The following is a 25,582-nucleotide window of genomic DNA, read 5'->3' on the forward strand; positions in this document are numbered from 1 at the left end:
CCCGACCAGTACGTTCCGGACGAAGTGGATCATCATCGGAAGGCCCCCCACCTCATGACCTCTCATACGATCAGCGCTCCCGCCCAGCACACCGACGCCTTCGCCGACGCCTTCGAGTCCTACGACGACCTCCCCGAGCGCCTCATCGGCTACCCCGCCGTCTTCCACGCCCTCGGCATCGGCTCCTGCGCCGTCCGTACGGTCCTCGACTACGGCTGCGGGCCCGGCAAGGTCGCCACCCGTGTCGTCGAGGCCTCCGACGCGCGCGTGATCGCCGTCGACCGCTCGCCCCGCATGCTGGAGATCGCCCGCACGCGGCGCCCGCACCCGCGGATCGACTACCGGGCGACCGAGGACGGCGGTCTCGGCTCCCTCGCCGACGGTTCCGTCGACGCCGCCATGGCCTGCTTCGTCTTCACCACCACCGGGGACATCGCCGACCTGCACGACATCGCCGCGGAGGCGCACCGCGTGCTGCGTCCCGGCGGCCGTTTCGCCGTGCTGGACGCCGACCCGCGCACCGCGGGCATCCGGTTCTCCACCTTCCGCAGCGGCGAGCCCGGCCGGGTCTACACCAAGGGCGAGCGGCGGCGGTCCCGCCGGGAGCTGCCCGGCGGCGAAGCCCCGCTGGAGACGTTCGACCACCACTGGCCGTGCCAGACGTACCTCGACGTCCTCGGCAAGGCCGGGTTCACCGACCTGGACGTCCACGAGCCCGTCCTCACCCACCGCTCGACGCTGCTCGGCGGCGATCCGGCGGAGGCCGGGCACCCGCCGTTCCTCGTGGTCTCCGGGGTCAGATGACCGGCGTGGCCGGCGTCTCCGGGGCCGGACGACCGGCGTCGTCGTCAGCTGTCCGAGTAGCTGAAGTCCCCCACGGTCCAGGCGCTGACGTCCGCGATCGCGACGCGGTACATGCCGCCGGTCTCGGGCATGCCCACCGTGCCCTGGAGGATGCGGGCGAGGTGGAAGTGGAGGTGGGTGGGTGGCTCCACGGTCTTCAGCTCGTCCCGTACGGGGGTGAAGACGCCGGAGAACTCGCCGAGCCGGGCCGAGTCCGTCAGGACCTCCGACACCCGCTGTCTCCACAGGGCCTCCGGCGCGAGGCGCCCGGTGATGACCACTCCCCCCGCGACCACGGTCAGGGACATCTGGTTGCTCCGCCCGGCTTCCACGGTGGCGGCGACGTCGACGAGCAGCTCGTCAGGGATCGACATGGAAGACGAGTCTAGGCATACCGGGTGGAAACGGGTGTTCTGGAGCGGCGCGGTGTCGTCTCTGGAGCGGTGCGGTGTCGTCCGCCGGGAACGCCGGGCCGTGGCCGGGGACGATGACGTCGGCGGCGGCGAGGACGCGGAGGCGGAGGCGCGAGTCCCGCGGGACCGCGTGGTCGGGGGGCCACCGGGTCCTCCACGGGGCCGTCCGGCCGCCGCCAGAGGTCGCCCCCGAAGGCGACGACGCCCTCGCCGGTACCCGCGAGGAGGGTGATGTCCCCGGCGCCGTGGCCGGGGGTGCGGATCAGCCGCAGCGGCGGGGCGAGTTCGTGGCCCTCGGCATCGCGGCCGGTCCACTGGCCGGCCCCGGCAGCGCGGAGGCGCTCCGCGCCCGGTTCGTCCGCCGCCGGGGCGCGCCCCCGCGCGCGTACCGCCGGTCCTTCAGCCGTACGACCGGACCGGAGACGCCGTGCGCCCGGACGGGTGGACGTCGGCCGCTTCTCCACCCGTACGCCCTCACGGACGGCCGGATCCCGTCCTCCGTACGGCCGATCCCGGTTGCCGGGCCTCCCAGGACGTCCAAGTGTGAACTGATCGTCCTACGCACGGGAGGGCCCCTTGAGCAGCATCGACACACCGGCCGAAGTCCCCAGACCGCGGGCAGCGGCGCAGGCCGCCGCGCCCAGCACCATGACCTGGGTGACGCTCGCCCTGATGACGACCGCGTCGGTCGCGAGCCTGCGGGCCGCGCCCACGATGGCCATCTACGGCCTGGCCTGCGTGTTCCTCTATCTCGTCCCGGCGATCGTGTTCCTGCTGCCGACCGCCCTGGTCTCGGCGGAGCTCGCCTCCGGCTGGAACGGCGGTGTGTACCGCTGGGTCGCGGAGGGGCTGTCGAAGCCGCTCGGATTCCTCGCGGTCTGGTGCCAGTTCGCGATGACGATCTTCTACTACCCGAGCCTGCTGGCCTTCGTCGCCTCGACCATCGCGTACGTCATCGACCCGGCCCTCGCCTCGAACGGCGTCTACACGGCGATCGTCATCATGGTCCTGTACTGGACCGGCGTCTGGGTCTCCTCGCGCGGCACCAAGGCCCTGGCGGGTCTTTCCAGTTGGGGCCTCATCATCGGCACGCTCGTGCCGGGAACGATCCTCGTCGTCCTCGGCATGGTCTTCCTCGGCCAGGGCAACCCGTCCGCCGCCCCGATGGACGCCGGTCACCTGCTGCCGGAGTGGACCGGACTCGCCAGCCTGGTCCTCATCGTCAACAACTTCCTGTCGTACTCCGGCATGGAGATGAACGCGGTCCACGTCTCCTCGCTGAAGGACCCGGCGAAGGAGTACCCGAAGTCGATGTTCCTGGCGATGGGCCTCGTCCTGCTGATCTTCATCCTGCCCGCCCTGGCCATCAGCTGGGTCGTGCCGGCCGATCAGCTCAGCCTCACCGCCGGCGTGATGCAGGCCTTCGACGCCTTCTTCTCGTACTTCGACATCGGCTGGATGACCCCGATCGCCGCCGTCATGCTGATCTCCGCCTCCCTGGCCGGCATGCTGACCTGGCTCGCCGGGCCGTCCAAGGGCCTCCTGGAGATCTCGCGCCAGGAGGGCTACCTGCCGCCCTTCCTGCAGAAGCTCAACAGGTTCGGCATCCAGCAGAACATCCTGGTCACCCAGGGCGTCGTGACCTCGGTCATCGCCCTGATGTACGCGCTCATCCCGAACGTGTCGAGCGTCTACTGGATCTTCTCCACGATCACCACGCAGGTGTACCTCATCGTGTACCTGCTGATGTTCGCCGCCGCGATGCGGCTGCGGAAGACCCAGCCCGACCACCCCCGCGGCTACCGGGTGCCCGCCCTGGGCCTGGTGTGCACCGTGGGCCTGCTCGCCTCGCTCGCGGCGCTCGGCATCGGATTCGTACCGCCCTCCCAGTTCGGCGGCGGCAGCGTCTGGTCGTACGTCCTCTTCATCGGCTGCGGCCTGCTCGTCCTGGGCTTCCTGATCCCGTGGCTCTTCCTGAGGTTCCGCAAGCCGAACTGGCGCACCACCGCCGCCGCCTCCGGCGCTTCGAGCGAGGGAGACCGGGCATGAGTCCCACCCGTTTCGCCTCCGAGCACAAGTGGATCTACTGGGGCGCGATCGTGCTCCTCGTCGGCCTCGCCGTCACCGGAGTCATCCGGTACGCGAGCGTGAAGAAGAGCAGCGCGACGCTCTCCAAGGCCGAGCAGCTCCAGGAGGAGCTGGTGAAGGCCGGATACCCCTCCCCCGACACCGACACCGTCCAGCAGCTGCTCGGCACCGACGGCGGCCCGGTCTGCGAGGACCCGGGCGGCGCCCTCAACACGGCGCTGTGGAAGATCCAGCAGGCCAACGGCGCCACCGGCCCCGGCATGCGGCCGGTCATCTCCGACACCAGGGCGGTCCGCGCCGAGCGGATCGTCCTCCAGGTCTACTGCCCGGACAAGGTCGACGAGTTCGACGAAGCGCTGAAGGACCTCAAGACCGACGACACCGTCCGCCGGTGACGCCTGCCCCCCGAAGAACTCCACGCGCTTCTCCGTGAACCGGCCCGGTTCGTGCCGGCGTTCGGCGGAGAAGGCGCGGAGGGCGTCGATCAGGTCGTCCGCGGCATCGCCCGCGCCCACGGCGGGGAGGCCGGGACGGTGCTCGTCGCGGACGGCGCCGTGCTCTCCGTGACCGCCGGGGACCGCACGCCCACCTCGACCGTCACCGCCTTCCCCGATGCGGCCCGGCTCGACCGGGCGGTCGCCCTCAGGGAGTTCGTCGGGCGGGCACGGGACACCCGGCCGCCCTGCCCGGGGCGGCGGCCGGCCTGCGGCGGGTCGGGACGCTGCCCGGCGCGGTGCCGCGCCGGGCCCGGGGCGTCGGCATCGTGCTGTTCTCCGTCGGGTTCGCGCCCGCCGTGCGGCCCACCCGGTACGAGATCGGCACCACCGCCCTCCTCGCCGCCCCGGTCGCGCTCCTGACCGTCCTGCCGGACCGGCGGCCGCGCCTCGCGCGCGTGCTGCCGCTGCTCGCCGCCGTCCTGGTCTCCGTGGTCACCCTGGGCCTGCTCCAGCCGGGCCACAGCCGTGGCGGCCCCGTACAGATCATGCTTCCGGCGCCGGTCGCCTCGTCCACGCCCTCGTGCTGCTCCTCCAGTTGTCCGTGGGCGTGCTCGTCGGGGTGGCCGTCGCCGGCACGCCGACCGGCGCGTTGTCCGACTCCCCGCAGGACGCGGACCTGTCCCGGTGGGTGAAGGTCGGGAGCTGGGCGGTGTTCACGGCGGGCCTGTTCCTGGCCTTCGGGGTGCCGTGGCGGCTCGCGGGCCGGGTGACGGGGCTCGTGCACCTGTCGCTCGGCGTCCAGGCGGTCGTGGCGCTCGTGCCCGGGCGGGGCCGTCAGGTCCGAGCGGTGCCCTCCGTCCCGTGGGGTGCCCCGGATTCGTCGGGTTCCTTCGCCAGGAAGGCCACCACCGCGAGCACGAACAGCAGGGCGAGGGCGAGGCCCACGATGACCCAGGCGGTGGGGTGCGGCCAGAAGACGACGCCGGCGGCCGCGGCGGCGACGAGGATCCAGGTGATCCAGGTGCGGTAGCGCCGGACGAACGGGCCCACCGGGCCGAGGCGCATGCCCGCGTGGTCGGCGAAGCCCCGGGTCGCGTCGATCCCGGAGTTCCAGAAGCCCCGGACGAGGACGGCGGGGCGGCTCGGGCCGGAGAGCCAGGCGGCGAGGGCGATGAGGATGCCGAGGGCCGCGTACGCCCGGACCGAGGTGCGGAGGAAGCGGATCAGCGTGTCGTAGATGGAACTCGCCGCGCCGGGGGAGACGTTGGCGGGCAGGGCGTTCAGGTAGACCGTGCGGAAGACGGTGAGGGCCACGCCGAGGACGATCGCGGCGAAGGCGACGCCGAGGGCCGCGGCGACCAGGGTGCGGCGGCGCTTCACGGCGAGCAGCACACCGCCGACGACGAGCAGGATCGCGATCACCGGCAGCCACATGCCCATGGCCTGGAGCAGCGCGAAGCCGGTCTTCACCTTGCCGATGTCCTCGGACTTGACCACGGTGAAGTCGGTGTGGATCTCGGGGATCTTGGCCGCGACGTCGAGGCCGGACTCGACGAGCCGCTGCTTCACCCGGTCGATCACGGGCGCCAGGTCGATGGTGACCGTGTTCGTCTCGATCTTCACGGCGCCCTCGTCGTTGCCGGTCAGGGCACGGTCGAGGGAGGTGTGGACGGCCCGGTTGGCATCGGTCCAGATCGTCTCGAACGCCGGGGAGGCGACGACGTCCTGGGTCCGCTCGTGGACGAAGCTGCCGACCGCGCTCTCCAGGGAGCCGCCCAGCTTGCCGAGGGCCTTGGCCGCCAGGGGCCGCTGGTCGGGCGCGACGCCCTCCAGGAGGGATTGCAGGTCGATGTGCTCCATGACGGCGTTCGTCACCCGGGTCGCGACGGCCGCCTGGATGTCCGGGTCCGAGGCGAGCGGCTTGACCGTCTGCACGTACCGGTCGGTGTCGCCGACGAGGTCAGAGGTCCAGGTGGCGACGATGCCGAGCGGGACGAGGACGCAGCCGATGACGATGAGCAGGGCGGAGAAGAAGGAACGGACGCGGTGGTGGGGTGGTCGGGCGGTCGCCTTCTCCGCTTCCAGGGCGGCGACCCGGGCCCGGAGTACGGCGAGTTCGTCACCGCTGTCACCGGCCGCTGCACTCATGGCACCCACTCCTCACATTCGGGACAAGTCAGAGCAATTCTCTTGAAGGAGGGTGGTTCTGTCGCCCTGGGCGGCGCACAGGGGTGTACGCGATCATGCGGTCATGAACATGCGCTGTGCCGTACTCGACGACCACCAGGGCGTCGCCCTCGCCTCCGCCGACTGGGGCCCGCTCGCCGACCGCGTGGACGTCCGCGTGCTGCGCGAGCACCTGACGGACCGGGACGCGCTCGTCGCCGCCGTCGAGGACTGCGAGATCCTCGTGGTCATGCGGGAGCGGACCCCGGTCGACGCGGAGCTCCTCGCCCGCCTCCCCCGGCTCCGGCTGCTGATCACCTCCGGCATGCGCAACGCCTCGATCGACCTCGCCGCCTGCAAGGAGCGGGGCGTCACCGTCTGCGGCACCGCCAGCAGTTCCGCGCCGCCCACCGAGCTGACCTGGGCGCTCCTCCTCGGCCTCGCCCGGCACGTACCGGCGGAGGCGCGGGCCCTGCGGGAGGGCGGGCCGTGGCAGTCGACGGTCGGCGCCGACCTGGCAGGCCGGACGCTCGGCCTCGTCGGCCTCGGGAAGATCGGCGCCAAGATGGCCCGGATCGGCCTCGCCTTCGGCATGGAGGTCACCGCGTGGAGCCCGAACCTGACGGAGGAGCGGGCCGCCGAGCACGGCGCACGGCTCGCGAAGGACAAGCGGGACCTGTTCGCGACCAGCGACTTCGTCTCGCTGCACCTGGTGCTCTCCGAGCGCACCCGGGGCCTGGTCGGGGAGCCGGAGCTGCGGGCGATGCGCCCGTCCGCGTACCTCGTCAACACCTCCCGGGCGGGTCTCGTCGACGGCGGGGCGCTGCTGCGGGCGCTGCGCGAGGGCTGGATCGCGGGGGCGGGCCTCGACGTGTACGAGACGGAGCCCCTGCCCGCCGACGACCCGCTGCGGACCCTGCCGAACGTCCTGGCCCTCCCCCATCTGGGCTATGTGACGGAGGGGAACTACGGGCGCTACTTCGGCGAGGCGGTCGAGGACATCGAGGCCTTTCTGGCGGGGGCGCCGGTGCGGGAGCTGGGCTGACGGCCTGTCGGTCTGTCGGTCGGAGGGGCTAGCCCAGACTCGTACGCGCCAGGTCGAGGAACTCCGCCTCCGTGAGGCCCAGTTCGCGGGCCTCCGCCGCCGCCTCCCGGAGCCGGGAGATCAGGCGGGCGCGGTCGGGGGCGGTGGCACCGGGGACGATGAGGGCGCCGCGGCCCCGGCGGAGTTCGATGAGGCCCTCCTCGCGGAGCCGCTGGTAGCCGCGGAGGACGGTGTGGACGTTGACGCCGAGGGAGTCGGCGAGTTCGCGGGCGGCCGGGAGGCGTTCGCCGGGGGCGGCGGAGCCGTCGGCGAGGGCACCCCGGACGCAGGCGGCGATCTGGTCGCCGAGGGGGACGGCGGAGGCCGGGTCGACACGGAAGAGCACGGTCAGACCTTCCCATGCCGTTCGGCGAGGGTGTTGAGGAGGGCGGCGGCGGTCCGCGCGTCGGGCACGGTGACGGCGAACTCGCGGCCGCCGGTCCGCCGTACGACGAGGGCCTCGCCGGAGCGCAGCACCACGCCCGTCCGGTGGGCCCGGACCCGGTAGCCCCAGCCGCCGAAGTCGGCCAGGGCGGAGATCTCCCGGGCATCGGCGCCGGCGACCTCGTCGAGCGGGATGCGGACGCGGGGCCGGGAGGCGAACGAGGGGCTGACGGTGAGTCCGCGCCGGTCGACGGTGACCCTGACCCGGGCGAGGACCAGCCCGGGAACGCCGATGACGAGGCCGAGGAGACCGAGCAGCGCGGCCGGCCAGGGCGCGAGGAGCAGGACGGCCGGGGCCGCGACGAGGGCGAGCACCGCGAGGGCGGTGAGCGGCCGGGAGCCGGTGGCCCGGGTCCATCCGGCGAGCTCGTGCGCGCCGAGCGCGAGCCGCGGGCCGTCCGTGGCGGAGGTCTCGGCCTCCTCCGGCGGCACGAACCGGGTCAGGGCCCAGCCGACGAGCGCGAGGAGGCCCGCGACGCCGGCCGCGACGGTGATCTCGGCGAGGGGCGCGTCGACCTGGGCCGCGTCGACGGCGTCCACGTTGTCCCGTACGAGGAGGGCGAGGAGCGCGCCGGTGAAGCCGGCGGTCGCCCAGGCCCCCCACAGCGCGGCGCGGCGGACGAGGAGCGTCCAGCCGGCGCCGAGGCTGAGGAGCAGGGCCGTACTGATGACGGCGAAGGCGGCGCGGCCGGTGAAGCCGTCGGCGGTGCCCCCTCCGTCGAAGTGGGTGGCGAGGGGGTCGGGGAGCCGGTCGTACCGGAGGACGAGCAACGGCACGTGGACGGCGGTCGCGAGGACGAAGGGGAGCGCGGCGAGCGCGCGGAGACGGGGTGCGGCACGGTTCATGGAATCCTCCCTTGTTCGCACTCTACTAGAACAATGAGTTCTAGGAAGGGGGAACTCCCGAGTTGCGGGCCGCCCGCACCGGCCGTTCACCGGGTCGAACGCTGACGAACGGGGAGATCTTCATGCGCCACCGGCCCGCCACCCTCGCCGCCGTCGCCGCGCTCCCGCGCCACCAGGGCATGGACCCGGCCGCGATCATGCGGACGAGCCGCGACACGGCCGCCGATCCGGGGAAGTTCCTCGAGCCGGCCTCGGGAACGCCGACGCGGCGGCGGCCGTGAAGGCCGCCGCCGCGAAGAAGTAACGCCTCGGCTCTCGGCTCTCGGCCGGCGCCGCCCCCCGCTCCTCAGCTCTCGGTCAGGACCGTCCGCAGCGCCTCGGCGAACTCCGCAGGGGCGCCCTGCTGGCCGAACTCGCCGCCCAGGAAGCCGCCGTGGTGGCTCGGGAAGACGGCGACCGGGGTGCCGAGGCCCTCGGCGACGCCGACCGCCGCCCGCGCGGCGAACGTGCCCTCGGACTCCTTGCCCGCGGCGACGACGATCCGGGTCGGCGCGGCGCGCAGGGCGGTGAAGTCGGGGAGGTACGAGGTGCAGCCGCGCATGTTCTGCCCGAGCAGCGGGTCGCCGCGCGAGCCGTCGTCCTCGGCCGGGAACCCGAAGGTCTCGGGCCCGGGGAAGGGGCCCTCGGACCAGTCCGCCGGGATCGGGCCCTGGTGGCCCGTCAGGGCGATGAACCGCACCATGCCCGCGCCCCAGCCGTCCCGCAGATAGGTGGCCCGGACGTCCGCGCAGGCCGCGAGGGCCGCCTCGCGGTCCGGGAGGGCCTGGGCCGTCGGCGGCTCGTGCGCGACGAGGGTGTGCACCAGGTCGCCGCGCCGGGCCACCAGGGCGAGGGCGTTGACCGCGCCGCCGCTGCTCGCGAAGACGTCCACGGGCCCGGCGCCGAGCGCCTCGATCAGCCGGGCCAGGTCGTCGGCGTGCTCCTCGGGGAGGTTCTCCGCGGCGCCGTCGGTGCGCTCGCTGCGGCCCACTCCGCGCGGGTCGTACGTGACGACGGTCCGGTCGGCGAAGTGGGAGGCGAGCGTGGTGAAGCCGCTCGCGTCCATGGGCGAGCCGATCAGCAGCAGGGGTCGCTCGTCGGGCCCGGTGCCGGGGCGCACGTCGTAGCGCAGGGTCGCGCCGACGGTGTCCAGGGTCCGGGTGTCGGTCTCGGCCATGGTGATCTCCTCGCTGGGGGAACGGTCATGGGGTAGACCGCCCGCACCCCCGGAAGTCATCGCCGAGAGCGATCTTTCTTCGGATTTCTTTTCCTCGGACTCTTCCCTCGGACCCTTCCCCCAGACCTCTCTGGCGGCTACTCGCCACATTCGTGGACGGTCGGGTCCACGACGACGCGGTCCAAGAGGCCGCGCAGGAGGTGCTGTTCGGCCTCGGTGAGGTCGCCGAAGAGTTCCCGCTCGGCCTCGCGCACGGCTGCGTCGACGCGCTCCAGGGCGGCGGTGCCGGCCGGGGTGATCTCGACGATGTGACGGCGCCGGTCGGCCGGGTCGCGGCGGCGCTCGGCGAGCCCGTCCGCCTCCAACTCATTGAGGATCGCGACGAGTTGGCTCGGGTCGATCTCCATCGCGACGGCGAGCTCGCGCTGGCTCGTGGCCCCGGGGGCCAGCTGCATCAGCGTCATCGCGTTGCGCGGGTGCAGTCCGGCGACGCCCAGGGCGGCGCGGATGCGCGCACCGGTGAGCTCGCCGCGGAAGGAGAGGAGGAAGCCGAGGCGATCGGTCGGGAGTGCTGCCATGCCGTCCACCGTAACAACAACGCAATTGTGGAGCCAGAGAAATCGTTGATACTGTTCAACGGTTGTCGTCCCCCGACCGTTGGAGTACCTCCATGTTCATCGCCCATGCCGCCGTCGCGGTTCTGCTCGCCCTCGCCTCGCTCGGCTCCGCCTTCATGACGTTCACCAAGAACCCGCAGGTCACCGGCAGCATGACCAAGGTGGGCGTCCCGGAGGGCGCGCTGCCGTGGCTCGCGACCGCGAAGGCCGCCGGTGCGCTCGGCCTGCTCGCGGGGCTCTTCGTCCCGCTCCTCGGCGAGGCCGCGGCGGTGGGCCTGGTGCTCTACTTCGTCGGCGCCGTCATCTCCCACCTGCGGGTGAAGGACTTCGAGCTGGCGCCGGCGGCGGTGCTCGCCCTGGTCGCGGCGGCCGCACTGGTCCTGCGCATAGCCTCCGCCTGACCGCCCACGAATCAAGACGAGACGTATCGTCTTGTCAGACCTCTCCGGGTGTCGTACTGTCACCCAGGCGAGACGACGCGTCTCGCGTCCGTGTCCCCGACGGCAGGAGGTCGCCCTTGTTCCGTGCCCTACTCACCGACGTCACCAAGCGCTACGACGACCGGTACGCGCAGAACCGGACCGTGCTCGACCGGGTCTCCCTCACCGTCCGCCCCGGCGAACGCCTCGGCGTCGTCGGCGACAACGGCTCCGGGAAGTCCACCCTCCTCCGGCTCCTCGCCGGCCTGGAGACCCCCGACAACGGCACCGTGACCGTCGACTCCCCCGGCGGCCTCGGGCACCTCGCCCAGACCCTCGACCTCCCCGCGGACGCGACCGTCGGCGACGCCGTCGACCACGCGCTCGCGGAGGTGCGGGAGCTGGAGCGCGCGATCCGTACGGCCGAGGCCGAGCTCGCCGCCACCGGCGACCTCGCCGGATACGCCGGACTGCTCGCCGCCTACGAGGCCCGGGGCGGCGCCGGGGCCGACCGGCGCGTCGAGACCACCCTGCGGCGGCTCGGCGAGCCCGGACCGCTCGACCGCGGCCGACCGCTCGGGACGCTCTCCGGCGGACAGCGCTCCCGGCTCGCCCTCGCCGCCGTCCTCGCCGCCGAACCCGAACTGCTGCTGCTCGACGAGCCGACCAACGACCTCGACGACGAGGCCGTCGCCTGGCTGGAGGAGCGGCTGCGCGCCCACCGGGGCACGGTCGTGGCCGTCTCCCACGACCGGGTCTTCCTCGACCGGGTCGCCACCGCCGTCCTGGAGGTCGACGAGGACCGCCACACCGTGCGGCGGTACGGCGACGGCTACGGCGGCTACCTCGCCGGCCGCGCCGCCGAACGGGCCCGCAGACAGCGGGAGCACGAGGAGTGGAAGGCCGAACTCGCCCGCCACCGGGCGCTCGCCGACACGAACGTCGACCGGTTCTCCGCGATCCCCCGCAAGGCCCCGGCCGCGTTCAGCGGGGCGGGCGCCTTCCGGGCCCGGTCACGGGCGCACGGCGCGATGAGCCGCATCCGCTCCGCCCGCGAGAGACTCGCCCGGCTCACCGCCCACCCCGTGCCCGCGCCGCCGGAACCGCTCCGGTTCCGCGCGGACATCACGGGCGAAGGCGCTCCCGTCGACCTCACGGGGATACGCGTCGACGGCCGGCTCCACCTCGACGCGCTCCACCTCGACCCGGGCGAACGCCTGCTGCTCACCGGCCCGAACGGCGCGGGAAAGACCACTCTCCTCCGGGTCCTGGCGGGCGAACTCGCCCCGGACGCGGGCACGGTGACCGTGCCCGCCCGGGTCGGGCTGCTCCGCCAGGACACGGCCCCACCCCTCGACCCCCGTACGGTGGGCGAGGCCTTCGGAGAAGGCCGCGAGGACGAACTGCTCGCCCTCGGGCTCTTCGCCGCCCGGGATCTGACGACCCCGGTCCGGCTGCTTTCGACGGGCCAGCGCCGCAAGCTGGAACTGGCCCTCCTGGTGACCTCCCCCGCCGACCTGCTCCTCCTCGACGAGCCGACCAACCACCTGGCCCCGGGCCTGGTGGAGGAGATCGAGGCAGCGCTGGCCCGGTACACGGGCACGCTGGTGATCGTCAGCCACGACCGGCGGCTGCGGGAGGGGTACCGGGGCCGCGTCCTCGAACTGGCCCCGGCCCTCGTCAGGGCCTAGTCCTCGCCCGCAGCGCCCTCAAGGTCGCCCTCCGTCTCCAGGAAGACCTGGCGCAGGGCGGCCAGGGTCTCCGGGTCCGGCTTCTCCCACATGCCGCGGGACTCGGCTTCGAGGAGGCGCTCGGCGATGCCGTGCAGGGCCCAGGGGTTGGCCTCCTTGAGGAAGGCCTGGTTCGTCTCGTCGAGGACGTACTCCTGGGTGAGCTTGTCGTACATCCAGTCGGCGACGACACCCGTGGTCGCGTCGTACCCGAAGAGGTAGTCGACGGTCGCCGCCAGCTCGAACGCGCCCTTGTAGCCGTGGCGGCGCATCGCCTCGATCCAGCGCGGGTTGACCACGCGGGCGCGGAAGACGCGGGAGGTCTCCTCGACGAGGGTGCGGGTGCGGACGGTCTCCGGGCGGGTCGAGTCGCCGATGTACGCCTCGGGGGCCGTGCCCGTGAGCGCGCGGACGGTCGCGACCATGCCGCCGTGGTACTGGAAGTAGTCGTCGGAGTCGGCGATGTCGTGCTCGCGGGTGTCCGTGTTCTTCGCGGCCACCGCGATCCGCTTGTACGCCGTCTCCATCTCGGCGCGCGCCGGGCGGCCTTCGAGCCCGCGCCCGTACGCGTACCCGCCCCACACCGTGTACACCTCGGCGAGGTCGGCGTCCGTGCGCCAGTCGCGCGAGTCGATCAACTGGAGGATGCCCGCGCCGTACGTGCCCGGCCGGGAGCCGAAGATGCGGGTGGTGGCGCGCCGCTCGTCGCCGTGCTCGGCGAGGTCGGCCTGCGCGTGCGCCCGTACGTAGTTGTCCTCGGCGGACTCGCCCTCAAGGCCCGCCACGAGCCGTACGGCGTCGTCGAGGAGGCCGATGACGTGCGGGAACGCGTCCCGGAAGAAGCCCGAGATGCGCAGCGTGACGTCGACGCGCGGGCGGCCGAGCTCGGCGAGCGGGATCGGCTCCAGGCCGTTCACCCGGCGCGAGGCCTCGTCCCACAGCGGGCGGACGCCCAGCAGGGCGAGCGCCTCGGCGACGTCGTCGCCGGCGGTGCGCATCGCGCTCGTCCCCCACAGGGACAGGCCGACGGAGGTCGGCCACGCGCCGTTGTCGTCGCGGTAGCGGGTGAGGAGGGAGTCGGCGAGCGCCTGCCCGGTCTCCCAGGCGAGCCGGGACGGCACGGCCTTCGGGTCGACCGAGTAGAAGTTCCGGCCGGTCGGCAGGACGTTGACCAGGCCACGGAGCGGGGAGCCGGAGGGGCCGGCCGGGACGAAGCCGCCGTTCAGGGCGTGCACGGCGTGGGCGAGTTCGTCGGTGGTGCCGGCCAGGCGCGGCACGACCTGCTCGCAGGCGAAGCGGAGGACGTCCGCGACGGCCTCGGCGCGAGCGGTCCCGGCGGCAGCGGCCTTCACGCCGTCCGCGCCGGCCGTGCTCTCGCCGGCCTCCGCGTCCGCGGCCTCGTCGCCCTCCGCGCCCGAGCCCAGGACCTCGGTCACGACCGACGGGACCCGTGCCACGTCCCAGCCCCGCGCCTCCATCGCCTCGACCAGCTCGCGGGCCTTCGCCTCCGCCTCGTCGGCGGTGGTGCGGGTCGCGGCCGACTCGTCCAGGCCGAGGGCCTCGCGCAGGCCCGGGAGCGCCTGGGTGCCGCCCCAGATCTGGCGGGCGCGCAGGATGGAGAGGACGAGGTTGACCCGGGCCTCACCGGTCGGCGCGCCGCCGAGGACGTGGAGGCCGTCGCGGATCTGGGCGTCCTTGACCTCGCACAGCCAGCCGTCGACGTGCAGCAGGAAGTCGTCGAAGCCGTCGTCCTCCGGGCGCTCCTCCAGACCGAGGTCGTGGTCGAGCTTGGCGGCCTGGATCAGGGTCCAGATCTGGGCGCGGATGGCCGGGAGCTTCGCCGGGTCCATCGAGCTGATCTGCGCGTACTCGTCGAGCAGCTGCTCCAGGCGCGCGATGTCGCCGTACGAGTCGGCGCGGGCCATCGGCGGCACCAGGTGGTCGACGAGGGTCGCGTGGACGCGGCGCTTGGCCTGGGTGCCCTCGCCCGGGTCGTTGACGAGGAACGGGTAGATCAGCGGGATGTCGCCGAGGGCCGCGTCGGGGCCGCAGGCGGCGGACAGGCCGGCGTTCTTGCCGGGCAGCCACTCCAGGTTGCCGTGCTTGCCCAGGTGGACCATGGCGTCGGCGCCGAAGCCGCCGTCCTCGGCGCGGGCCGCGATCCAGCGGTAGGCGGCCAGGTAGTGGTGGGACGGCGGGAGATCGGGGTCGTGGTAGATCGCGATCGGGTTCTCGCCGAAGCCGCGCGGCGGCTGGATGAGGACGAGGAGGTTCCCGCGGCGCAGGGCGGCGAGGACGATGTCGCCCTCCGGGTTCTGCGAGCGGTCGAGGAACATCTCGCCGGGCGCCGGGCCCCAGTGCTCCTCGACCTGCTCGCGGAGCTCGGCGGGCAGCTGCGCGTACCAGCGCTTGTAGTCGGCGGCCGGGATGCGGACCGGGTTCTTCGCGAGCTGCTCCTCGGTCAGCCAGTCCTGGTCGTGGCCGCCGGCCTCGATGAGGGCGTAGATCAGCTCGTCGCCGTCGCCGGAGACGAGGCCGGGGATGTCCTCGACGGGCCCGAAGTCGTACCCCTCCTCCCGCAGCCTGCGCAGCAGGGAGACGGCGGAGGCGGGGGTGTCGAGGCCGACCGCGTTGCCGATGCGGGAGTGCTTCGTCGGGTACGCGGAGAGGACGAGCGCCAGCTTCTTCTCGGCGTTCGGGATGTGGCGGAGCCGGGCGTGCCGGACGGCGATCCCGGCGACGCGGGCCGCGCGCTCGGCGTCGGCGACGTACGCGGGCAGGCCGTCCTCGTCGATCTCCTTGAAGGAGAACGGGACGGTGATGAGGCGGCCGTCGAACTCGGGCACGGCGACCTGGCTGGCGGCGTCCAGCGGGGAGAGGCCCTCGTCGTTCTCCTCCCAGGCCTCCCTGGACCCGGTCAGGCACAGCGCCTGGAGGATCGGCACGTCGAGCGCGGCGAGCGCGCCCGCGTCCCAGGCCTCCTCGTCGCCGCCGGCCTGCGCCTCGGCGGGCTTCGTACCGCCCGCCGCGAGGACGGTCGTGACGATGGCGTCGGCTCCGCGCAGGACGGAGATCAGCTCGGCCTCGGGGGCGCGCAGGGACGCCACGTACAGCGGGAGGGCGCGGGCGCCGGCGTCCTCGATCGCGCCGCAGAGGGCGTCGACGAAGGCGGTGTTCCCGCTCATGTGGTGGGCGCGGTAGTAGAGCACGGCGACGGTCGGGCCGGTCCCGTTGCGCACGGTCCGCTCCAGCGGGCCCCAGGTGGGGGCGGCGGCCGGGGCCTCGAAGCCGTGGCCGGTGAGCAGGACGGTGTCGGAGAGGAAGCGGGCCAGCTGCTCCAGGTTCGCCGGGCCGCCGTGCGCCAGATAGGCGTGCGCCTCGGTGGCGACGCCGACGGGGACGGTGGAGGCCTCCATGAGCTGGGCGTCGGGAGCCTGTTCGCCGCTGAGCACGACCACCGGCTTCCCGGCGGCGCGGATCGCGTCGAGGCCCTCCTGCCAGGAGCGGACGCCGCCGAGGAGCCGGACGACGACCAGGTCGGCGCCGTCGAGCAGCCCGGGGAGGTCCGCGAGGGGGAGGCGGGAGGGGTTGGCGAAGCGGTACTCCACCGGCCCCCCGGCCGCGCGGGCGCTGAGCAGGTCGGTGTCGGAGTGCGACAGCAGCAGGAGCATGGCGAGCTCAGGCCTTCCTCGGGGTTGTCCGCGCCCCGGGTGGTCGTGTGGACGGCGGGAGTTCCTGACTCACCCGTCCCTCGCGGGTACGGGCTCACAGTGGCGGGACCGCGCCGGATTCTCACCGGGCTTCCTCCCCGGGGTCCTGGGACCCCATGCCGATCTGCATCCTAGATCGTGCCGGGGTCGGGCCCCAGGGAGCGTCGGGGTCGGCCGGATCACACCGGGACGTCCGACGGCGGCACGGGCGAGCACCGGCGGGCCTCGAGCACCAAGGACCGGCAGGCACCGGCAGGGCCCGGAGCGCCAGGAGTCGGCCGGATCACACCCGGTGGTCAGGCGGTTCCCCGTGGGTATGCTCGCCGCCATGCCGCCCACCCCACCCCCGACGCCCGAACCGGGCGAAGCTCGCATACGGGACCGTGGCGACGCCTGCCCCGGGGCGCTGCGCCTGCACCCCGCCGACGACGGACGCCTGGCCCGACTGCGCCTGCCCGCAGGGCGCCTGACGACACATCAGGCGGAGACGCTCGCGGTCGCGGCGGAGACGCTCGGCGACGGACGGATCAGCATCACCTCGCGCGGCAACGCGGAGCTGCGCGGGCTCGGCGAGGGCTGCGGGGCAGACCTGGCGTCCCTCCTGGACGGGGCGGGTCTGCTGCCCTCCCCCACCCATGAGCGCGTCCGCAACATCGTGGCCTCGCCCGGCGCGGGACTCGACGGACTCGGCTCCGCGGACGTGCAGTTGTGGGCCCGCGCACTGGACACCGCACTCTGCGCCGAGCCCCGGGCGGCGTCGCTCTCGGGACGGTTCCTGTTCGTCCTGGACGACGGGCGCGGGGACGTCGCCGGGCTCGGCGGCGATGTGAGCTTGATCGCAGGGCCGGACGGATCCGTCCTGCTGCGGCTGGGCCCGGAGGCCTTCCGGCTGGCCGCGACCGACGCCGTCCGGGCCGCCCTCACCGCCGCCCTCGTGTTCCTCGACGCCGCCGGGGCCGCCGGGAACGGGGCCTGGCGCCCGCGCGAGCTGCCCGAGGAGCACGTGCCCGACTGGGCCGGAGCCCTCGCGCGGGCCGGGATCACGGCGGAGCCCGTACCCGTACCGCCGCTTCCCGCGTCCCCGCCGCCCGCGCCCGGCCCCCTCGGCGAGCGCGCCCTGCACGTCCTCGCCCCGCTCGGCCGGCTGACGGCCGCCCAGCTGCGGGCCCTGGCCGACGGGGCCGAGGAGCTCCGGCTCACGCCCTGGCGGGGGGTGGTCGTCGTGGGGGCCGCCGACCGGGACCTGGCGGAGCACGGCCTGATCACCCGGCCCGACCTGCCCTCGGTCGGGGTCAGCGCCTGCACCGGACGCCCCGGCTGCGCCAAGTCCCTCGCCGACGTACGGGCGGACGCCGCCCTCGTCCGGCGAGGGGGCCTGCCCGTCCACTACTCCGGGTGCGAGCGCCGCTGCGGCCACCCGCACGGCACCTGGGTGGACGTCCTCGCCACCGGCGACGACACCTACCTGGTGAACGGCGTACCGACCCCCCGCACCTCCCTGCCCGAAGCAGTGACCACGGCCCGCACGACGAGATGAGCGAGAGCACCAGGATGTTCGACTACGAGAAGGACGGGACGGAGATCTACCGCCGGTCCTTTGCCACCATCCGCGCCGAGGCGGACCTCTCGGGCCTGCCCGCCGACGTCGCCCAGGTGGCGGTCCGGATGATCCACGCCTGCGGGATGACCGACCTCGTGCAGGACATCGCCCACTCCCCGGGCGTCGTCGCGAGCGCCCGCGCCGCACTCCGGGCCGGCGCGCCCATCCTCTGCGACGCGCAGATGGTCGCCAGCGGCGTCACCCGCAAGCGGCTGCCCGCCGACAACGAGGTGCTCTGCGCCCTCTCCGACCCGGCCGTCCCGGGTCTCGCCGCCGAGCTCGGCACCACCCGCTCGGCCGCCGCCCTCGAACTGTGGCGGGACCGCCTCGAAGGCTCCGTCGTCGCCATCGGCAACGCGCCGACCGCGCTCTTCCACCTCCTGGAGATGATCGCGAAGGGCGCCGGGAAGCCCGCCGCCGTCCTCGGCATCCCGGTCGGCTTCATCGGCGCCGCCGAGTCGAAGGACGCACTGGCCGAGAACGCCCTCGGCCTCGAATACCTGGTCGTACGGGGCCGGCGCGGCGGCAGCGCGATGACGGCCGCCGCGCTCAACGCCCTCGCCCACGAAGCGGAGATCCAGAAGTGACCGGAAAGCTGTACGGCGTCGGGCTCGGGCCCGGCGACCCGAACCTGATGACGGTCGCCGCCGTGAAGGCGATCGCCTCCGCCGACGTCGTCGCCTACCACTCGGCCCGCCACGGCCGCTCCATAGCCCGCTCCATCGCCGCCGAGCACATCCGCGAGGACCACGTCGAGGAGCGGCTGATGTACCCGCTCACGGTGGAGACCACGGACCACCCGGGCGGCTACCGGGGTGCCCTGGACGACTTCTACGAGGAGGCCGCGGCCCGCCTCGCCGCGCACCTCGACGCCGGGCGCACCGTCGCCGTCCTCGCCGAGGGCGACCCGCTCTTCTACGGCTCCTACCAGCACATGCACAAGCGGCTCGCCGACCGCTACGACACCACCGTCATCCCCGGCGTCACCTCGGTGAGCGCCGCCGCCGCCCGGCTCGGGGAGCCGCTGTGCGAGGCGGAGGAGGTCCTCACGATCATCCCCGGCACCCTGCCGGAGGACGAGCTGACGGCCCGCCTCGCGGGCACCGACTCGGCGGTCGTGATGAAGCTCGGCCGCACCTTCCCCACGGTCAAGCGGGCCCTGGAGCGGGCGGGCCGCCTGGACGACGCCCGGTACGTGGAGCGCGCGTTCATGAAGGGCGAGCGCACCGAGAAGCTCACGGAGGTCGACCCGGAGTCCGTCCCGTACTTCTCCGTCGCCGTCCTCCCCTCCCGCATCGACCAGCAGCCCCCCGTACGGGAGAGGGGCGAGGTCACCGTCGTCGGCACCGGCCCCGCCGGGGCACCCTGGCTGACCCCCGAGTCGCGCGGCGCGCTCGTCAACGCCGACGTCCTCGTCGGCTACACCACCTACCTCGACCGGGTCCCCGTCCTCCGCCCCGGCCAGATCCGCCACGGCTCCGACAACAAGGTCGAGTCCGAGCGCGCCGAGTTCGCCCTCGACCTGGCCCGGCGCGGCCGGAAGGTCGCGGTCGTCTCGGGCGGCGACCCGGGCGTCTTCGCCATGGCGACGGCGGTCCTGGAGGTCGCCTGCGAACCGGAGTACGCGGACGTCCCCGTACGGGTCCTCCCGGGGGTGACCGCCGCCAACGCGGCCGCCGCCGCCGCGGGCGCCCCGCTCGGCCACGACTACGCCACGATCTCCCTCTCCGACCGCCTCAAGCCCTGGGACGTCATCGAGACCCGTCTCCGCGCCGCCGCGAGCGCCGACCTCGTCATCGCCCTCTACAACCCGGGCTCCAGGTCCCGCACCCACCAGGTCGCCGCGGCCCGCGACCTCCTCCTCGAACTCCGCTCCCCCGAGACCCCGGTGGTCGTCGCCCGCGACGTCGGCGGCCCGGAGCAGTCGGTCCGCGTCCTCACCCTCAAGACCCTGGACCCGTCCGAGGTCGACATGCGCACCCTCCTCCTGATCGGCTCCTCGCAGACGCGCGCGGTCGAACGGGGCGACGGCCGCACGATCGCGTGGACGCCGCGGCGCTACGGCTGAAACAGGGACTGAAAGGGCAGGTGGGGGCGAGGGCACAACCCTCCCCCCACCTCACGAGTCACACAGGCGTTCCCCTGTTTCACGTGCTTCCCATAGGTCCGGAAAGGGCCCTCCCCCTGTGACGACTCGTACCCGGCTGAGCGCTCTGGCCACCACCGCCGCGCTCGCCGCCACCGGCGGCCTGCTGACCGCCACTCCGGCGGCTGCGGCCGTCACCTGCGCCTCCCCTCTGTGGAAGGCCGAGTACTACGCCAACACCACCCTCACCGGCACCCCGAGACTGACCACCTGCGACTCCGCCATCGCCGAGAACTACGGCTACGGCGACCCCGCCGGCGTCACCCTGCCCAGGGACGACTTCGGCGTGCGCTGGTCGGTGACGCGGGACTTCGGCTCCGGCGGCCCCTTCACCTTCACCGCCGAAGCCCAGGACGGCATCCGCGTCAGCCTCGACGGCGTCCGCAAGATCGACCTCTGGAAGAACGTCTCCACCACCCGGAAGAAGACGGTCGACCTCACGATCCCGTCCGGCCGCCACACCATCGTCGTGCACTACGCGACCTGGACGGGCGCGGCGAACGTGAAGGCCTCCTACGCGCCCCGTACTTCGGCCACCGTCGACAAGGTGCGACCGCTCCTGCCGACGGGCGCCACCCTCGCGTACGACAAGGCCCTCGGCAAGGTCACCCTGAAGTGGGCCGCCAACAAGGAGATGGACCTCGCGGGCTACCGCGTCTACCGGCGGCTCGGCACCTCCACCACCTGGACGAAGGTCAGCAGCGCCACCGCCCTCGTCACGGGCACGAGTCACGTGAACTCCCCGCCGCCCACCGGCCAGCGCTTCGTCTACGAGGTCCGCGCCGTCGACAAGGCGGGCAACGAGTCCTCGGGCAGCAGCGACCTCGCCGTCACCACCGTCGACAGGACCCCGCCCGCCGCCCCCTATGTCAATCAGACCGGCTGCCCGGACAACCTGCCCTACATGGCCGTCTACCTCGCCACCACGGCAGCGAACGCGGCCGACATCGCCTGGTACGAGGCCCAGCGGCAGAACCCGGTGACCGGCGCATGGACCACGGTCTTCTCCGGCAGCGAGCGCGCTTTCTGCGACACCGACCAGCCCGCCGACGGCCGCAAGGTCACCTACCGCGGCCGGGCCCGCGACGCCGCCGGGAACTGGTCCGCGTACTCGCCCGCCACCGCCCTCGCCCCCTGGGATCTGACGCCCCCGGCGCCCGTCTCCGGTCTCCGCGTCGACTACCGGGCGGGCGTCCCGCACCTGACGTGGTCCCCCGTGCCCGGGGCCGCCTCGTACCAGGTCCTCCAGTACGACCCCGCGACCGGCGACCAGCTGAACGCCCTGATCACGGGCGACACCACGACGGCGACCGACGTCGTGCCGCGCCAGACGGCCGCGGTCGCCGACACCTACCGGTACGCGGTGCGGGCCCTCGACGCGGAGGGCAACGCCGCCGCGCCCGTGGAGACCACGCTGTCGATGGCCGAACGGGCCGAGTCCATCCCGCCGTTCGAGACGAGGGCGACCAAGGCCGGCGACGGTGTGAGCATCTGGTGGCGCGGCGTCGATCCGTGGACCGTCGACGAGGACCCCCTTCCCACGTACCGGATCGTCCGCACCGACACCGCGACCGGCGAGACCAGCACCGTCACCGGCTGCAAGCCGAACACCTCGGACGACCGGCCGCTGACGGACCCCCATGTGTACTGGACGTGGGTCTCCGGGACCGTTCCCCCGTACGCCGGCCCGAAGGAGGTCATCGGCTCCTGCTGGGACGTCCAGGGCAAGTCCGAGACGACCTACGAGTACCGGGTCGTCACGATCGACCGGTACGGGCACGCGTCGCAGCCCGGCCCCGCCGCCACCGAGACCACCCCGGACACCGTGCGCCCGGCCCCGGTCCTGGACCTGGCCGCCGAACGGATCCCGCTCGGTGTGCGCCTCACCTGGACCCCGCCCGCCGACGACGACGTCCAGGGCTACGTGGTGTGGCAGGGCGTCACCAACCCCGTCACCGGCGAGACCTCCTGGGAGAAGAACTGCTGGCGGGGGCAGTCCCTGGCCGCGACCGAGATCCTCTGCCCGACGATCCCCGACGGCCGCGAGCACGTCTACCGGGTCGCCGCCTCGGACAACCACGACGTGGACCCCGGCATCGGTGACCTCAACCCGGCGGAGATCCGCGTCACCCTGCCGGACACCCGGCCGCCGGGCTGGACCGGCACCTACGTCTACGAGGCCCAGTACCCCCGGCTCTACCTGCGGTGCTCCGACGGATCCGCCGTCCCCTGCGGGACCGCCACCCGGTACCGCGTGGAGCGCTGGGACCCCCGCGAAGGCGCCTACACCACCCTCACCACGGGCGACGTGGGCGGCTCGGCCTTCGAGTACTTCGACGAGGCGGTGGCCCGGGACCTGCTGGGCCTCCACTACTACCGCGTGGTCTTCACCGACCCCTCGGGCGCCGAAGTGTCCGTCCGCCCGCAGGCGTACGGCATCTGGGCCTCCTGGCTCTGACCGGCCGCTACCGCAGCACCCAGGCGGCGGCCTCCTCCGGGGTCGCCGCCGTCGGTACGCCCTCCGGGACCGGCGGGCGGCGGACCACGACGACCGGGATGCCCGCCTCGCGGGCCGCCGTCAGTTTCGGGGCGGTCGCCGCGCCACCGCTGTCCTTGGTCACCACCACGTCGATCCGGTGCCGGGCGAGGAGTTCGCGTTCGCCGTCGAGGGTGAAGGGGCCGCGGTCGAGGAGGATCTCGGTGCGGGCGGGCACGGGGGTGTCGGGGGCGTCGACCGAGCGGACCAGGAACCACTGGGGGCAGGCGGCGAAGGCGGCGAGGCCCAGGCGGCCGGTCGTGAGGAAGACGCGGTCGCCGAGCCCGTGCAGGGCCCGCGCCGCCTCCTCCAGGGAGCCCGCGTCGCGCCAGTCGTCGCCCTCGGTCCGGACCCAGCCGGGGCGGCGCAGGGCCAGCAGGGGAACATGGGCGGTGGCGGCCGCCCGGGCCGCGTTGAAGCTGATCCGCTCGGCGAAGGGATGGGTGGCGTCGATGACCGCGTCCACGGCGTGTTCCCGCAGCCACGCGGCGAGCCCCTCCGGCCCGCCGAAGCCCCCGATCCGGACCTCTCCCGCCGGGAGCCGAGGGCTCGCCACCCGCCCCGCGAGGGAGCTGGTGACCCGGACCCGGTCGTGCAGCAGTCCGGCGAGGGCGCGGGCCTCGGTGGTCCCGCCGAGAATGAGTACGTGCACAGGAGCCTCTTCGTGAGTACAGGCGGCGGGCGTGAGGCCCAACTCAAGCACACCGGTCTCCGCCCGGGCTGGACGACCGGTGCCTGCGCGACCGCGGCCACGACCGCCGCGTACACCGCGCTCCTCACCGGCGACTTCCCCGACCCGGTGACGATCACCCTCCCGAAGGGCCAGACGCCGTCCTTCGCGCTGACCGCCGAGTCCCTGACGTCCGGTGCGGCCATGGCCGCCGTGGTCAAGGACGCGGGCGACGACCCGGACGTCACGCACGGGGCCGTGATCCGCGCGACGGTACGGCTCCTGCCGCCCGGCTCCGGCGTCGTCTTCCGCGCGGGCGAGGGCGTCGGCACGGTCACCCTCCCCGGCCTCCCCCTCGACGTCGGCGAACCCGCCATCAACCCCGTGCCCCGGCAGCTCATGCGCGAGCACGTCGCCGCCGTGGCGGCGGCGCACGGCGCCCCCGGCGACGTCGAGATCACCGTCTCCGTCGACAACGGCGCCGAGATCGCCCGCTCCACCTGGAACCCCCGCATCGGCATCCTGGGCGGCCTGTCGATCCTCGGCACGACCGGCGTCGTCGTCCCGTACTCCTGCTCCGCCTGGATCGACTCCATCCGCCGGGGCGTCGACGTGGCCCGCGCGGGCGGTCTGACCCACGTGGCCGGTTGTACGGGCTCCACCTCCGAGCGCACGGTGACGACGCTGTACGACCTTCCGGAGATCGCCCTCCTCGACATGGGCGACTTCGCGGGCGCCGTCCTCAAGTACGTCCGCCGCCACCCCGTCGACCGGCTCACGATCTGCGGCGGCTTCGCCAAGCTCTCCAAGCTGGCCGCCGGCCACCTGGACCTCCACTCGGCCCGCTCCCAGGTCGACAAGGCCTTCCTCGCCGACCTGGCCCGCACGGGCGGCGCCCCGGAGTCCCTGGCCTCGGAGATCGCCGCCGCCAACACGGGTCTCGCCGCCCTCCGCCTCTGCGAGGCCGCCGCCGTCCCCCTCGGCGACCTGGTCGCCGCCCGCGCCCGCGACGAGGCCCTCGCCGTGCTGCGCGGGGCGCCGGTCGCGGTGGACGTGATCTGCATCGACCGGGCGGGGACGGTGGTGGGGCGTTCGTCGGTGGCGGGACCGGGACCGGGCGCGGGGGCGGGCCCGGAGACAGGACCGGGAGCGGGCGCGGGCGCGTAATCCGCGCGACAGCCGGCCGGGCCACCGCCGAGAATCCCGGGATGACCGACTTCTCCCACAAGCCCACCCTCACCGGTGACCTGGTGACCCTCCGTCCCGTCACCGAGGCGGACGTCCCCGCGCTGCTGCCGCTGTTCGAGGACGAGGAGGTCACCCGGCTCACCGGGGGCCACACGCGCTTCGACGAGGCGGCGCTCCTGAAGTGGTACGGCTCGCGGGGCGCGCAGGACGACCGGCTGGACCTCGCCGTGGTCGAGCGGGCGACCGGGCGGGTCGTCGGCGAGGCCGTCCTCCTCGATCGGGACCCCGACAACGAGAGCTGCGCCTTCCGGATCTGCTTCGTCCCCGACGCCATCGGCCGGGGCCTGGGCACGGAGGCGACCCGGCTGATCGTCGGCCACGGCTTCGAGGCGCTCGGCCTGTACCGGATCTGGCTGGAGGTGTACGCCTTCAACCCCCGCGCCCGCCGCGCCTACGAGAAGGCCGGCTTCCGCGCGGAGGGCGTCCTGCGGGGCGCGCTGCTGTGGGAGGGGGAGCGGGTGGACGCGACGGTGATGTCGGTCCTCGCGCCGGAGTGGGCGGCGGGCGGACGTCAGGCCGTCGGGTAGCCGATCTCCGCGACGTCCTCGGCGAGGTCGGCGAGCGCCACCTCCGGGTTGAGGGTCTCCACGAGCTCCGGGGTCAGCGGGCGCAGGGCGAGGACGTGGCGTACGGCTTCCAGGTCGACCGGCCGCTCGTAGTAGTCGGACGCCCATGCGGCGTACGCCTCCGCCGTGCGGTCCACGAGCAGGTGGAGGAGGCGGCCGGAGCCGTCCGGGTCCTCGTGGCCGTCCAGGTCCGGGAAGGCGACCGGACCCGTCCGCCAGGCCGTGTCCGTGGCCTCGCGCCACAGGCAGGCGGTGGTCACGTGCACCCCGTCCTCGTCCGTGAACGCGGGCTCCGTCAGGTACTCCCGGAAGGCCTCCGGGAGCCCGTCGAGCACCCCGGGCCAGGTCTGGCCGTCCGCGAGCGGCCCGAAGGGGCTGATCGGCGACTCGTGGTCGAAGACGCGCGCGAACGCCCCCGCCGGCGAGAGGACGATCGTGTACTCGCCACCGGAGCCGTCCCGCATCGACGCCAGCTGCTCGGTCTCCGACCAGTGCGCGTCGAAGGAGTAGTACCGGCCCTCCCACTCCGGGCTCAGGACGGCGTCCAGCATCGCGAGCCCCCGGGAGCGGTCGCGCAGTTCCTCGATGCCCGGCAGCGCCCGGGCCACGTCGTAGACGGTCACGGGTCCATTGAAGCCCCTGGCACCGACATGCGGCCCCACCGCCCCGAACCTAGGCTGGCCACGGCAGCATCCCCGACCGAGAGGGAGTCCGTCCCATGGCGAAGCGCGGCAACAAGAAGCGGGCCCGCAAGAAGAAGAAGGCGAACCACGGCAAGCGGCCCAACGCCTGAGGCGCCGGGC

At 73.8% G+C, this 25,582-nt stretch carries 24 protein-coding genes, 1 pseudogene and 1 riboswitch; of the genes and pseudogenes, 15 read left to right on the forward strand and 10 right to left on the reverse strand.

Annotated elements, in window-relative coordinates; genetic code table 11:
• Window positions 1-54 precede the first annotated feature (54 nt).
• Window positions 55-804 carry a class I SAM-dependent methyltransferase gene (locus ACFYUS_RS15075; RefSeq protein ID WP_388850813.1) on the forward strand — a complete coding sequence of 250 codons (750 nt, stop codon included), beginning with the start codon at window positions 55-57 and terminating at the stop codon, window positions 802-804.
• Between the two features lie 44 nt (window positions 805-848).
• Here the strand turns inward: ACFYUS_RS15075 and ACFYUS_RS15080 are convergent, their stop codons facing one another.
• Both ACFYUS_RS15080 and ACFYUS_RS15085 read right to left on the reverse strand, forming a co-directional pair.
• Window positions 849-1,217, reverse strand: coding sequence for a hypothetical protein (locus ACFYUS_RS15080; RefSeq protein ID WP_388850815.1), 369 nt, complete (start codon window positions 1,215-1,217; stop codon window positions 849-851).
• A 67-nt stretch (window positions 1,218-1,284) separates the two neighbouring features.
• Window positions 1,285-1,573, reverse strand: a pseudogene (locus ACFYUS_RS15085) (MBL fold metallo-hydrolase); the annotation flags it as partial.
• Between the two features lie 259 nt (window positions 1,574-1,832).
• Between ACFYUS_RS15085 and ACFYUS_RS15090 the strand changes: the two are divergent.
• From ACFYUS_RS15090 to ACFYUS_RS15100, 3 genes are all read left to right on the forward strand, one after another.
• On the forward strand, window positions 1,833-3,305 hold the full coding sequence (locus ACFYUS_RS15090) for an APC family permease (protein WP_388850817.1): 1,473 nt from the start codon (window positions 1,833-1,835) through the stop codon (window positions 3,303-3,305).
• Window positions 3,302-3,739 (forward strand): hypothetical protein, encoded by a 438-nt coding sequence (locus ACFYUS_RS15095; protein ID WP_388850819.1) that lies wholly within the window; start codon window positions 3,302-3,304, stop codon window positions 3,737-3,739. Before ACFYUS_RS15090 ends, ACFYUS_RS15095 begins: the two co-directional genes overlap by 4 nt.
• 338 nt (window positions 3,740-4,077) lie before the next feature.
• On the forward strand, window positions 4,078-4,473 hold the full coding sequence (locus tag ACFYUS_RS15100) for a hypothetical protein (RefSeq protein WP_388850822.1): 396 nt from the start codon (window positions 4,078-4,080) through the stop codon (window positions 4,471-4,473).
• Between the two features lie 142 nt (window positions 4,474-4,615).
• On the opposite strand, the gene ACFYUS_RS15105 is transcribed toward ACFYUS_RS15100, so the two are convergent.
• Window positions 4,616-5,929 carry a hypothetical protein gene (locus tag ACFYUS_RS15105; RefSeq protein WP_388850825.1) on the reverse strand — a complete coding sequence of 438 codons (1,314 nt, stop codon included), beginning with the start codon at window positions 5,927-5,929 and terminating at the stop codon, window positions 4,616-4,618.
• A gap of 103 nt (window positions 5,930-6,032) precedes the next feature.
• On the opposite strand from ACFYUS_RS15105, the gene ACFYUS_RS15110 reads away from it, so the two are divergent.
• The gene (locus ACFYUS_RS15110; protein WP_388850828.1) at window positions 6,033-6,992 is read left to right on the forward strand and encodes a D-2-hydroxyacid dehydrogenase family protein; all 960 of its coding nucleotides are present in this window, start codon (window positions 6,033-6,035) and stop codon (window positions 6,990-6,992) included.
• Window positions 6,993-7,020: 28 nt separating this feature from the next.
• On the opposite strand, the gene ACFYUS_RS15115 is transcribed toward ACFYUS_RS15110, so the two are convergent.
• A complete protein-coding gene (locus tag ACFYUS_RS15115) occupies window positions 7,021-7,377 on the reverse strand; it encodes a GntR family transcriptional regulator (RefSeq protein ID WP_190104403.1) in 357 nt (118 codons plus the stop codon).
• Window positions 7,378-7,379: 2 nt separating this feature from the next.
• On the reverse strand, window positions 7,380-8,321 hold the full coding sequence (locus tag ACFYUS_RS15120; RefSeq protein WP_388850831.1) for a DUF1648 domain-containing protein: 942 nt from the start codon (window positions 8,319-8,321) through the stop codon (window positions 7,380-7,382).
• 122 nt (window positions 8,322-8,443) lie between these two features.
• Here ACFYUS_RS15120 and ACFYUS_RS15125 point away from each other — a divergent pair, with 122 nt between their 5' ends.
• Window positions 8,444-8,602 (forward strand): hypothetical protein, encoded by a 159-nt coding sequence (locus tag ACFYUS_RS15125; RefSeq protein WP_388850834.1) that lies wholly within the window; start codon window positions 8,444-8,446, stop codon window positions 8,600-8,602.
• Between the two features lie 65 nt (window positions 8,603-8,667).
• Here ACFYUS_RS15125 and ACFYUS_RS15130 read toward each other — a convergent pair whose 3' ends face one another.
• Window positions 8,668-9,537, reverse strand: a complete 870-nt coding sequence (locus ACFYUS_RS15130) for an alpha/beta fold hydrolase (RefSeq protein ID WP_388850837.1) — start codon at window positions 9,535-9,537, stop codon at window positions 8,668-8,670.
• A 137-nt stretch (window positions 9,538-9,674) separates the two neighbouring features.
• Window positions 9,675-10,115 carry a MarR family winged helix-turn-helix transcriptional regulator gene (locus tag ACFYUS_RS15135; RefSeq protein WP_388850840.1) on the reverse strand — a complete coding sequence of 147 codons (441 nt, stop codon included), beginning with the start codon at window positions 10,113-10,115 and terminating at the stop codon, window positions 9,675-9,677.
• 92 nt (window positions 10,116-10,207) lie between these two features.
• On the opposite strand from ACFYUS_RS15135, the gene ACFYUS_RS15140 reads away from it, so the two are divergent.
• On the forward strand, window positions 10,208-10,555 hold the full coding sequence (locus ACFYUS_RS15140) for a DoxX family protein (RefSeq protein WP_388850843.1): 348 nt from the start codon (window positions 10,208-10,210) through the stop codon (window positions 10,553-10,555).
• A gap of 116 nt (window positions 10,556-10,671) precedes the next feature.
• Complete coding sequence (abc-f, locus tag ACFYUS_RS15145; RefSeq protein WP_388850846.1) at window positions 10,672-12,264, forward strand: ribosomal protection-like ABC-F family protein; 1,593 nt, start codon at window positions 10,672-10,674, stop codon at window positions 12,262-12,264.
• Here abc-f and cobN read toward each other — a convergent pair.
• Window positions 12,261-15,974 carry a cobaltochelatase subunit CobN gene (gene cobN / locus ACFYUS_RS15150; protein WP_388850849.1) on the reverse strand — a complete coding sequence of 1,238 codons (3,714 nt, stop codon included), beginning with the start codon at window positions 15,972-15,974 and terminating at the stop codon, window positions 12,261-12,263. The genes abc-f and cobN overlap by 4 nt on opposite strands.
• 39 nt (window positions 15,975-16,013) lie before the next feature.
• Window positions 16,014-16,146: riboswitch (cobalamin riboswitch) on the reverse strand.
• Between the two features lie 183 nt (window positions 16,147-16,329).
• On the opposite strand from cobN, the gene ACFYUS_RS15155 reads away from it, so the two are divergent.
• The 4 genes from ACFYUS_RS15155 to ACFYUS_RS15170 all read left to right on the forward strand — a co-directional run bounded on the left by ACFYUS_RS15155 (window position 16,330) and on the right by ACFYUS_RS15170 (window position 22,217).
• Window positions 16,330-17,550: a cobalamin biosynthesis protein CobG gene (locus tag ACFYUS_RS15155; RefSeq protein ID WP_388851752.1), complete on the forward strand. Its 1,221-nt coding sequence runs from the start codon at window positions 16,330-16,332 to the stop codon at window positions 17,548-17,550.
• Entirely contained in the window at window positions 17,547-18,200 is a 654-nt protein-coding gene (locus ACFYUS_RS15160; protein ID WP_388850852.1) for a precorrin-8X methylmutase, read from the forward strand. The genes ACFYUS_RS15155 and ACFYUS_RS15160 overlap by 4 nt, the downstream gene beginning before the upstream one ends.
• Window positions 18,197-19,681 (forward strand): precorrin-3B C(17)-methyltransferase, encoded by a 1,485-nt coding sequence (cobJ, locus tag ACFYUS_RS15165; RefSeq protein WP_388850855.1) that lies wholly within the window; start codon window positions 18,197-18,199, stop codon window positions 19,679-19,681. The genes ACFYUS_RS15160 and cobJ overlap by 4 nt, the downstream gene beginning before the upstream one ends.
• A gap of 118 nt (window positions 19,682-19,799) precedes the next feature.
• The gene (locus ACFYUS_RS15170) at window positions 19,800-22,217 is read left to right on the forward strand and encodes a PA14 domain-containing protein (protein ID WP_388850857.1); all 2,418 of its coding nucleotides are present in this window, start codon (window positions 19,800-19,802) and stop codon (window positions 22,215-22,217) included.
• A 7-nt stretch (window positions 22,218-22,224) separates the two neighbouring features.
• Here the strand turns inward: ACFYUS_RS15170 and ACFYUS_RS15175 are convergent, their stop codons facing one another.
• A complete protein-coding gene (locus ACFYUS_RS15175; RefSeq protein WP_388850860.1) occupies window positions 22,225-22,947 on the reverse strand; it encodes a cobalt-precorrin-6A reductase in 723 nt (240 codons plus the stop codon).
• Window positions 22,948-22,959: 12 nt separating this feature from the next.
• Here ACFYUS_RS15175 and ACFYUS_RS15180 point away from each other — a divergent pair, with 12 nt between their 5' ends.
• Together ACFYUS_RS15180 and ACFYUS_RS15185 are read left to right on the forward strand one after the other, a co-directional pair.
• Complete coding sequence (locus ACFYUS_RS15180) at window positions 22,960-24,132, forward strand: cobalt-precorrin-5B (C(1))-methyltransferase (RefSeq protein WP_388850863.1); 1,173 nt, start codon at window positions 22,960-22,962, stop codon at window positions 24,130-24,132.
• A gap of 41 nt (window positions 24,133-24,173) precedes the next feature.
• The gene (locus ACFYUS_RS15185; RefSeq protein WP_388850866.1) at window positions 24,174-24,740 is read left to right on the forward strand and encodes a GNAT family N-acetyltransferase; all 567 of its coding nucleotides are present in this window, start codon (window positions 24,174-24,176) and stop codon (window positions 24,738-24,740) included.
• Here ACFYUS_RS15185 and ACFYUS_RS15190 read toward each other — a convergent pair.
• Window positions 24,725-25,402, reverse strand: coding sequence for a hypothetical protein (locus tag ACFYUS_RS15190; protein ID WP_388850869.1), 678 nt, complete (start codon window positions 25,400-25,402; stop codon window positions 24,725-24,727). The genes ACFYUS_RS15185 and ACFYUS_RS15190 overlap by 16 nt on opposite strands.
• Window positions 25,403-25,497: 95 nt before the next feature.
• On the opposite strand from ACFYUS_RS15190, the gene ACFYUS_RS15195 reads away from it, so the two are divergent.
• A complete protein-coding gene (locus ACFYUS_RS15195; RefSeq protein WP_099895366.1) occupies window positions 25,498-25,572 on the forward strand; it encodes a 50S ribosomal protein bL37 in 75 nt (24 codons plus the stop codon).
• Window positions 25,573-25,582 lie beyond the last annotated feature (10 nt).

This window comes from Streptomyces sp. NPDC004284 (genome assembly GCF_042874035.1).
In the GTDB taxonomy this organism is placed as follows: Bacteria; Actinomycetota; Actinomycetes; order Streptomycetales; family Streptomycetaceae; genus Streptomyces.

Bases quoted from the DNA above. Each gene is read 5' to 3' on its own strand.
- ACFYUS_RS15075 (WP_388850813.1), top strand. From the start codon at position 55: ATGACCTCTCATACGATCAGCGCTCCCGCCCAGCACACCGACGCCTTC.
- ACFYUS_RS15080 (WP_388850815.1), bottom strand. From the start codon at position 1,217: ATGTCGATCCCTGACGAGCTGCTCGTCGACGTCGCCGCCACCGTGGAA.
- ACFYUS_RS15095 (WP_388850819.1), top strand. From the start codon at position 3,302: ATGAGTCCCACCCGTTTCGCCTCCGAGCACAAGTGGATCTACTGGGGC.
- ACFYUS_RS15105 (WP_388850825.1), bottom strand. From the start codon at position 5,929: ATGAGTGCAGCGGCCGGTGACAGCGGTGACGAACTCGCCGTACTCCGG.
- ACFYUS_RS15110 (WP_388850828.1), top strand. From the start codon at position 6,033: ATGAACATGCGCTGTGCCGTACTCGACGACCACCAGGGCGTCGCCCTC.
- ACFYUS_RS15120 (WP_388850831.1), bottom strand. From the start codon at position 8,321: ATGAACCGTGCCGCACCCCGTCTCCGCGCGCTCGCCGCGCTCCCCTTC.
- ACFYUS_RS15125 (WP_388850834.1), top strand. From the start codon at position 8,444: ATGCGCCACCGGCCCGCCACCCTCGCCGCCGTCGCCGCGCTCCCGCGC.
- ACFYUS_RS15130 (WP_388850837.1), bottom strand. From the start codon at position 9,537: ATGGCCGAGACCGACACCCGGACCCTGGACACCGTCGGCGCGACCCTG.
- ACFYUS_RS15135 (WP_388850840.1), bottom strand. From the start codon at position 10,115: ATGGCAGCACTCCCGACCGATCGCCTCGGCTTCCTCCTCTCCTTCCGC.
- ACFYUS_RS15140 (WP_388850843.1), top strand. From the start codon at position 10,208: ATGTTCATCGCCCATGCCGCCGTCGCGGTTCTGCTCGCCCTCGCCTCG.
- cobN (WP_388850849.1), bottom strand. From the start codon at position 15,974: ATGCTCCTGCTGCTGTCGCACTCCGACACCGACCTGCTCAGCGCCCGC.
- ACFYUS_RS15155 (WP_388851752.1), top strand. From the start codon at position 16,330: ATGCTCGCCGCCATGCCGCCCACCCCACCCCCGACGCCCGAACCGGGC.
- ACFYUS_RS15160 (WP_388850852.1), top strand. From the start codon at position 17,547: ATGAGCGAGAGCACCAGGATGTTCGACTACGAGAAGGACGGGACGGAG.
- ACFYUS_RS15185 (WP_388850866.1), top strand. From the start codon at position 24,174: ATGACCGACTTCTCCCACAAGCCCACCCTCACCGGTGACCTGGTGACC.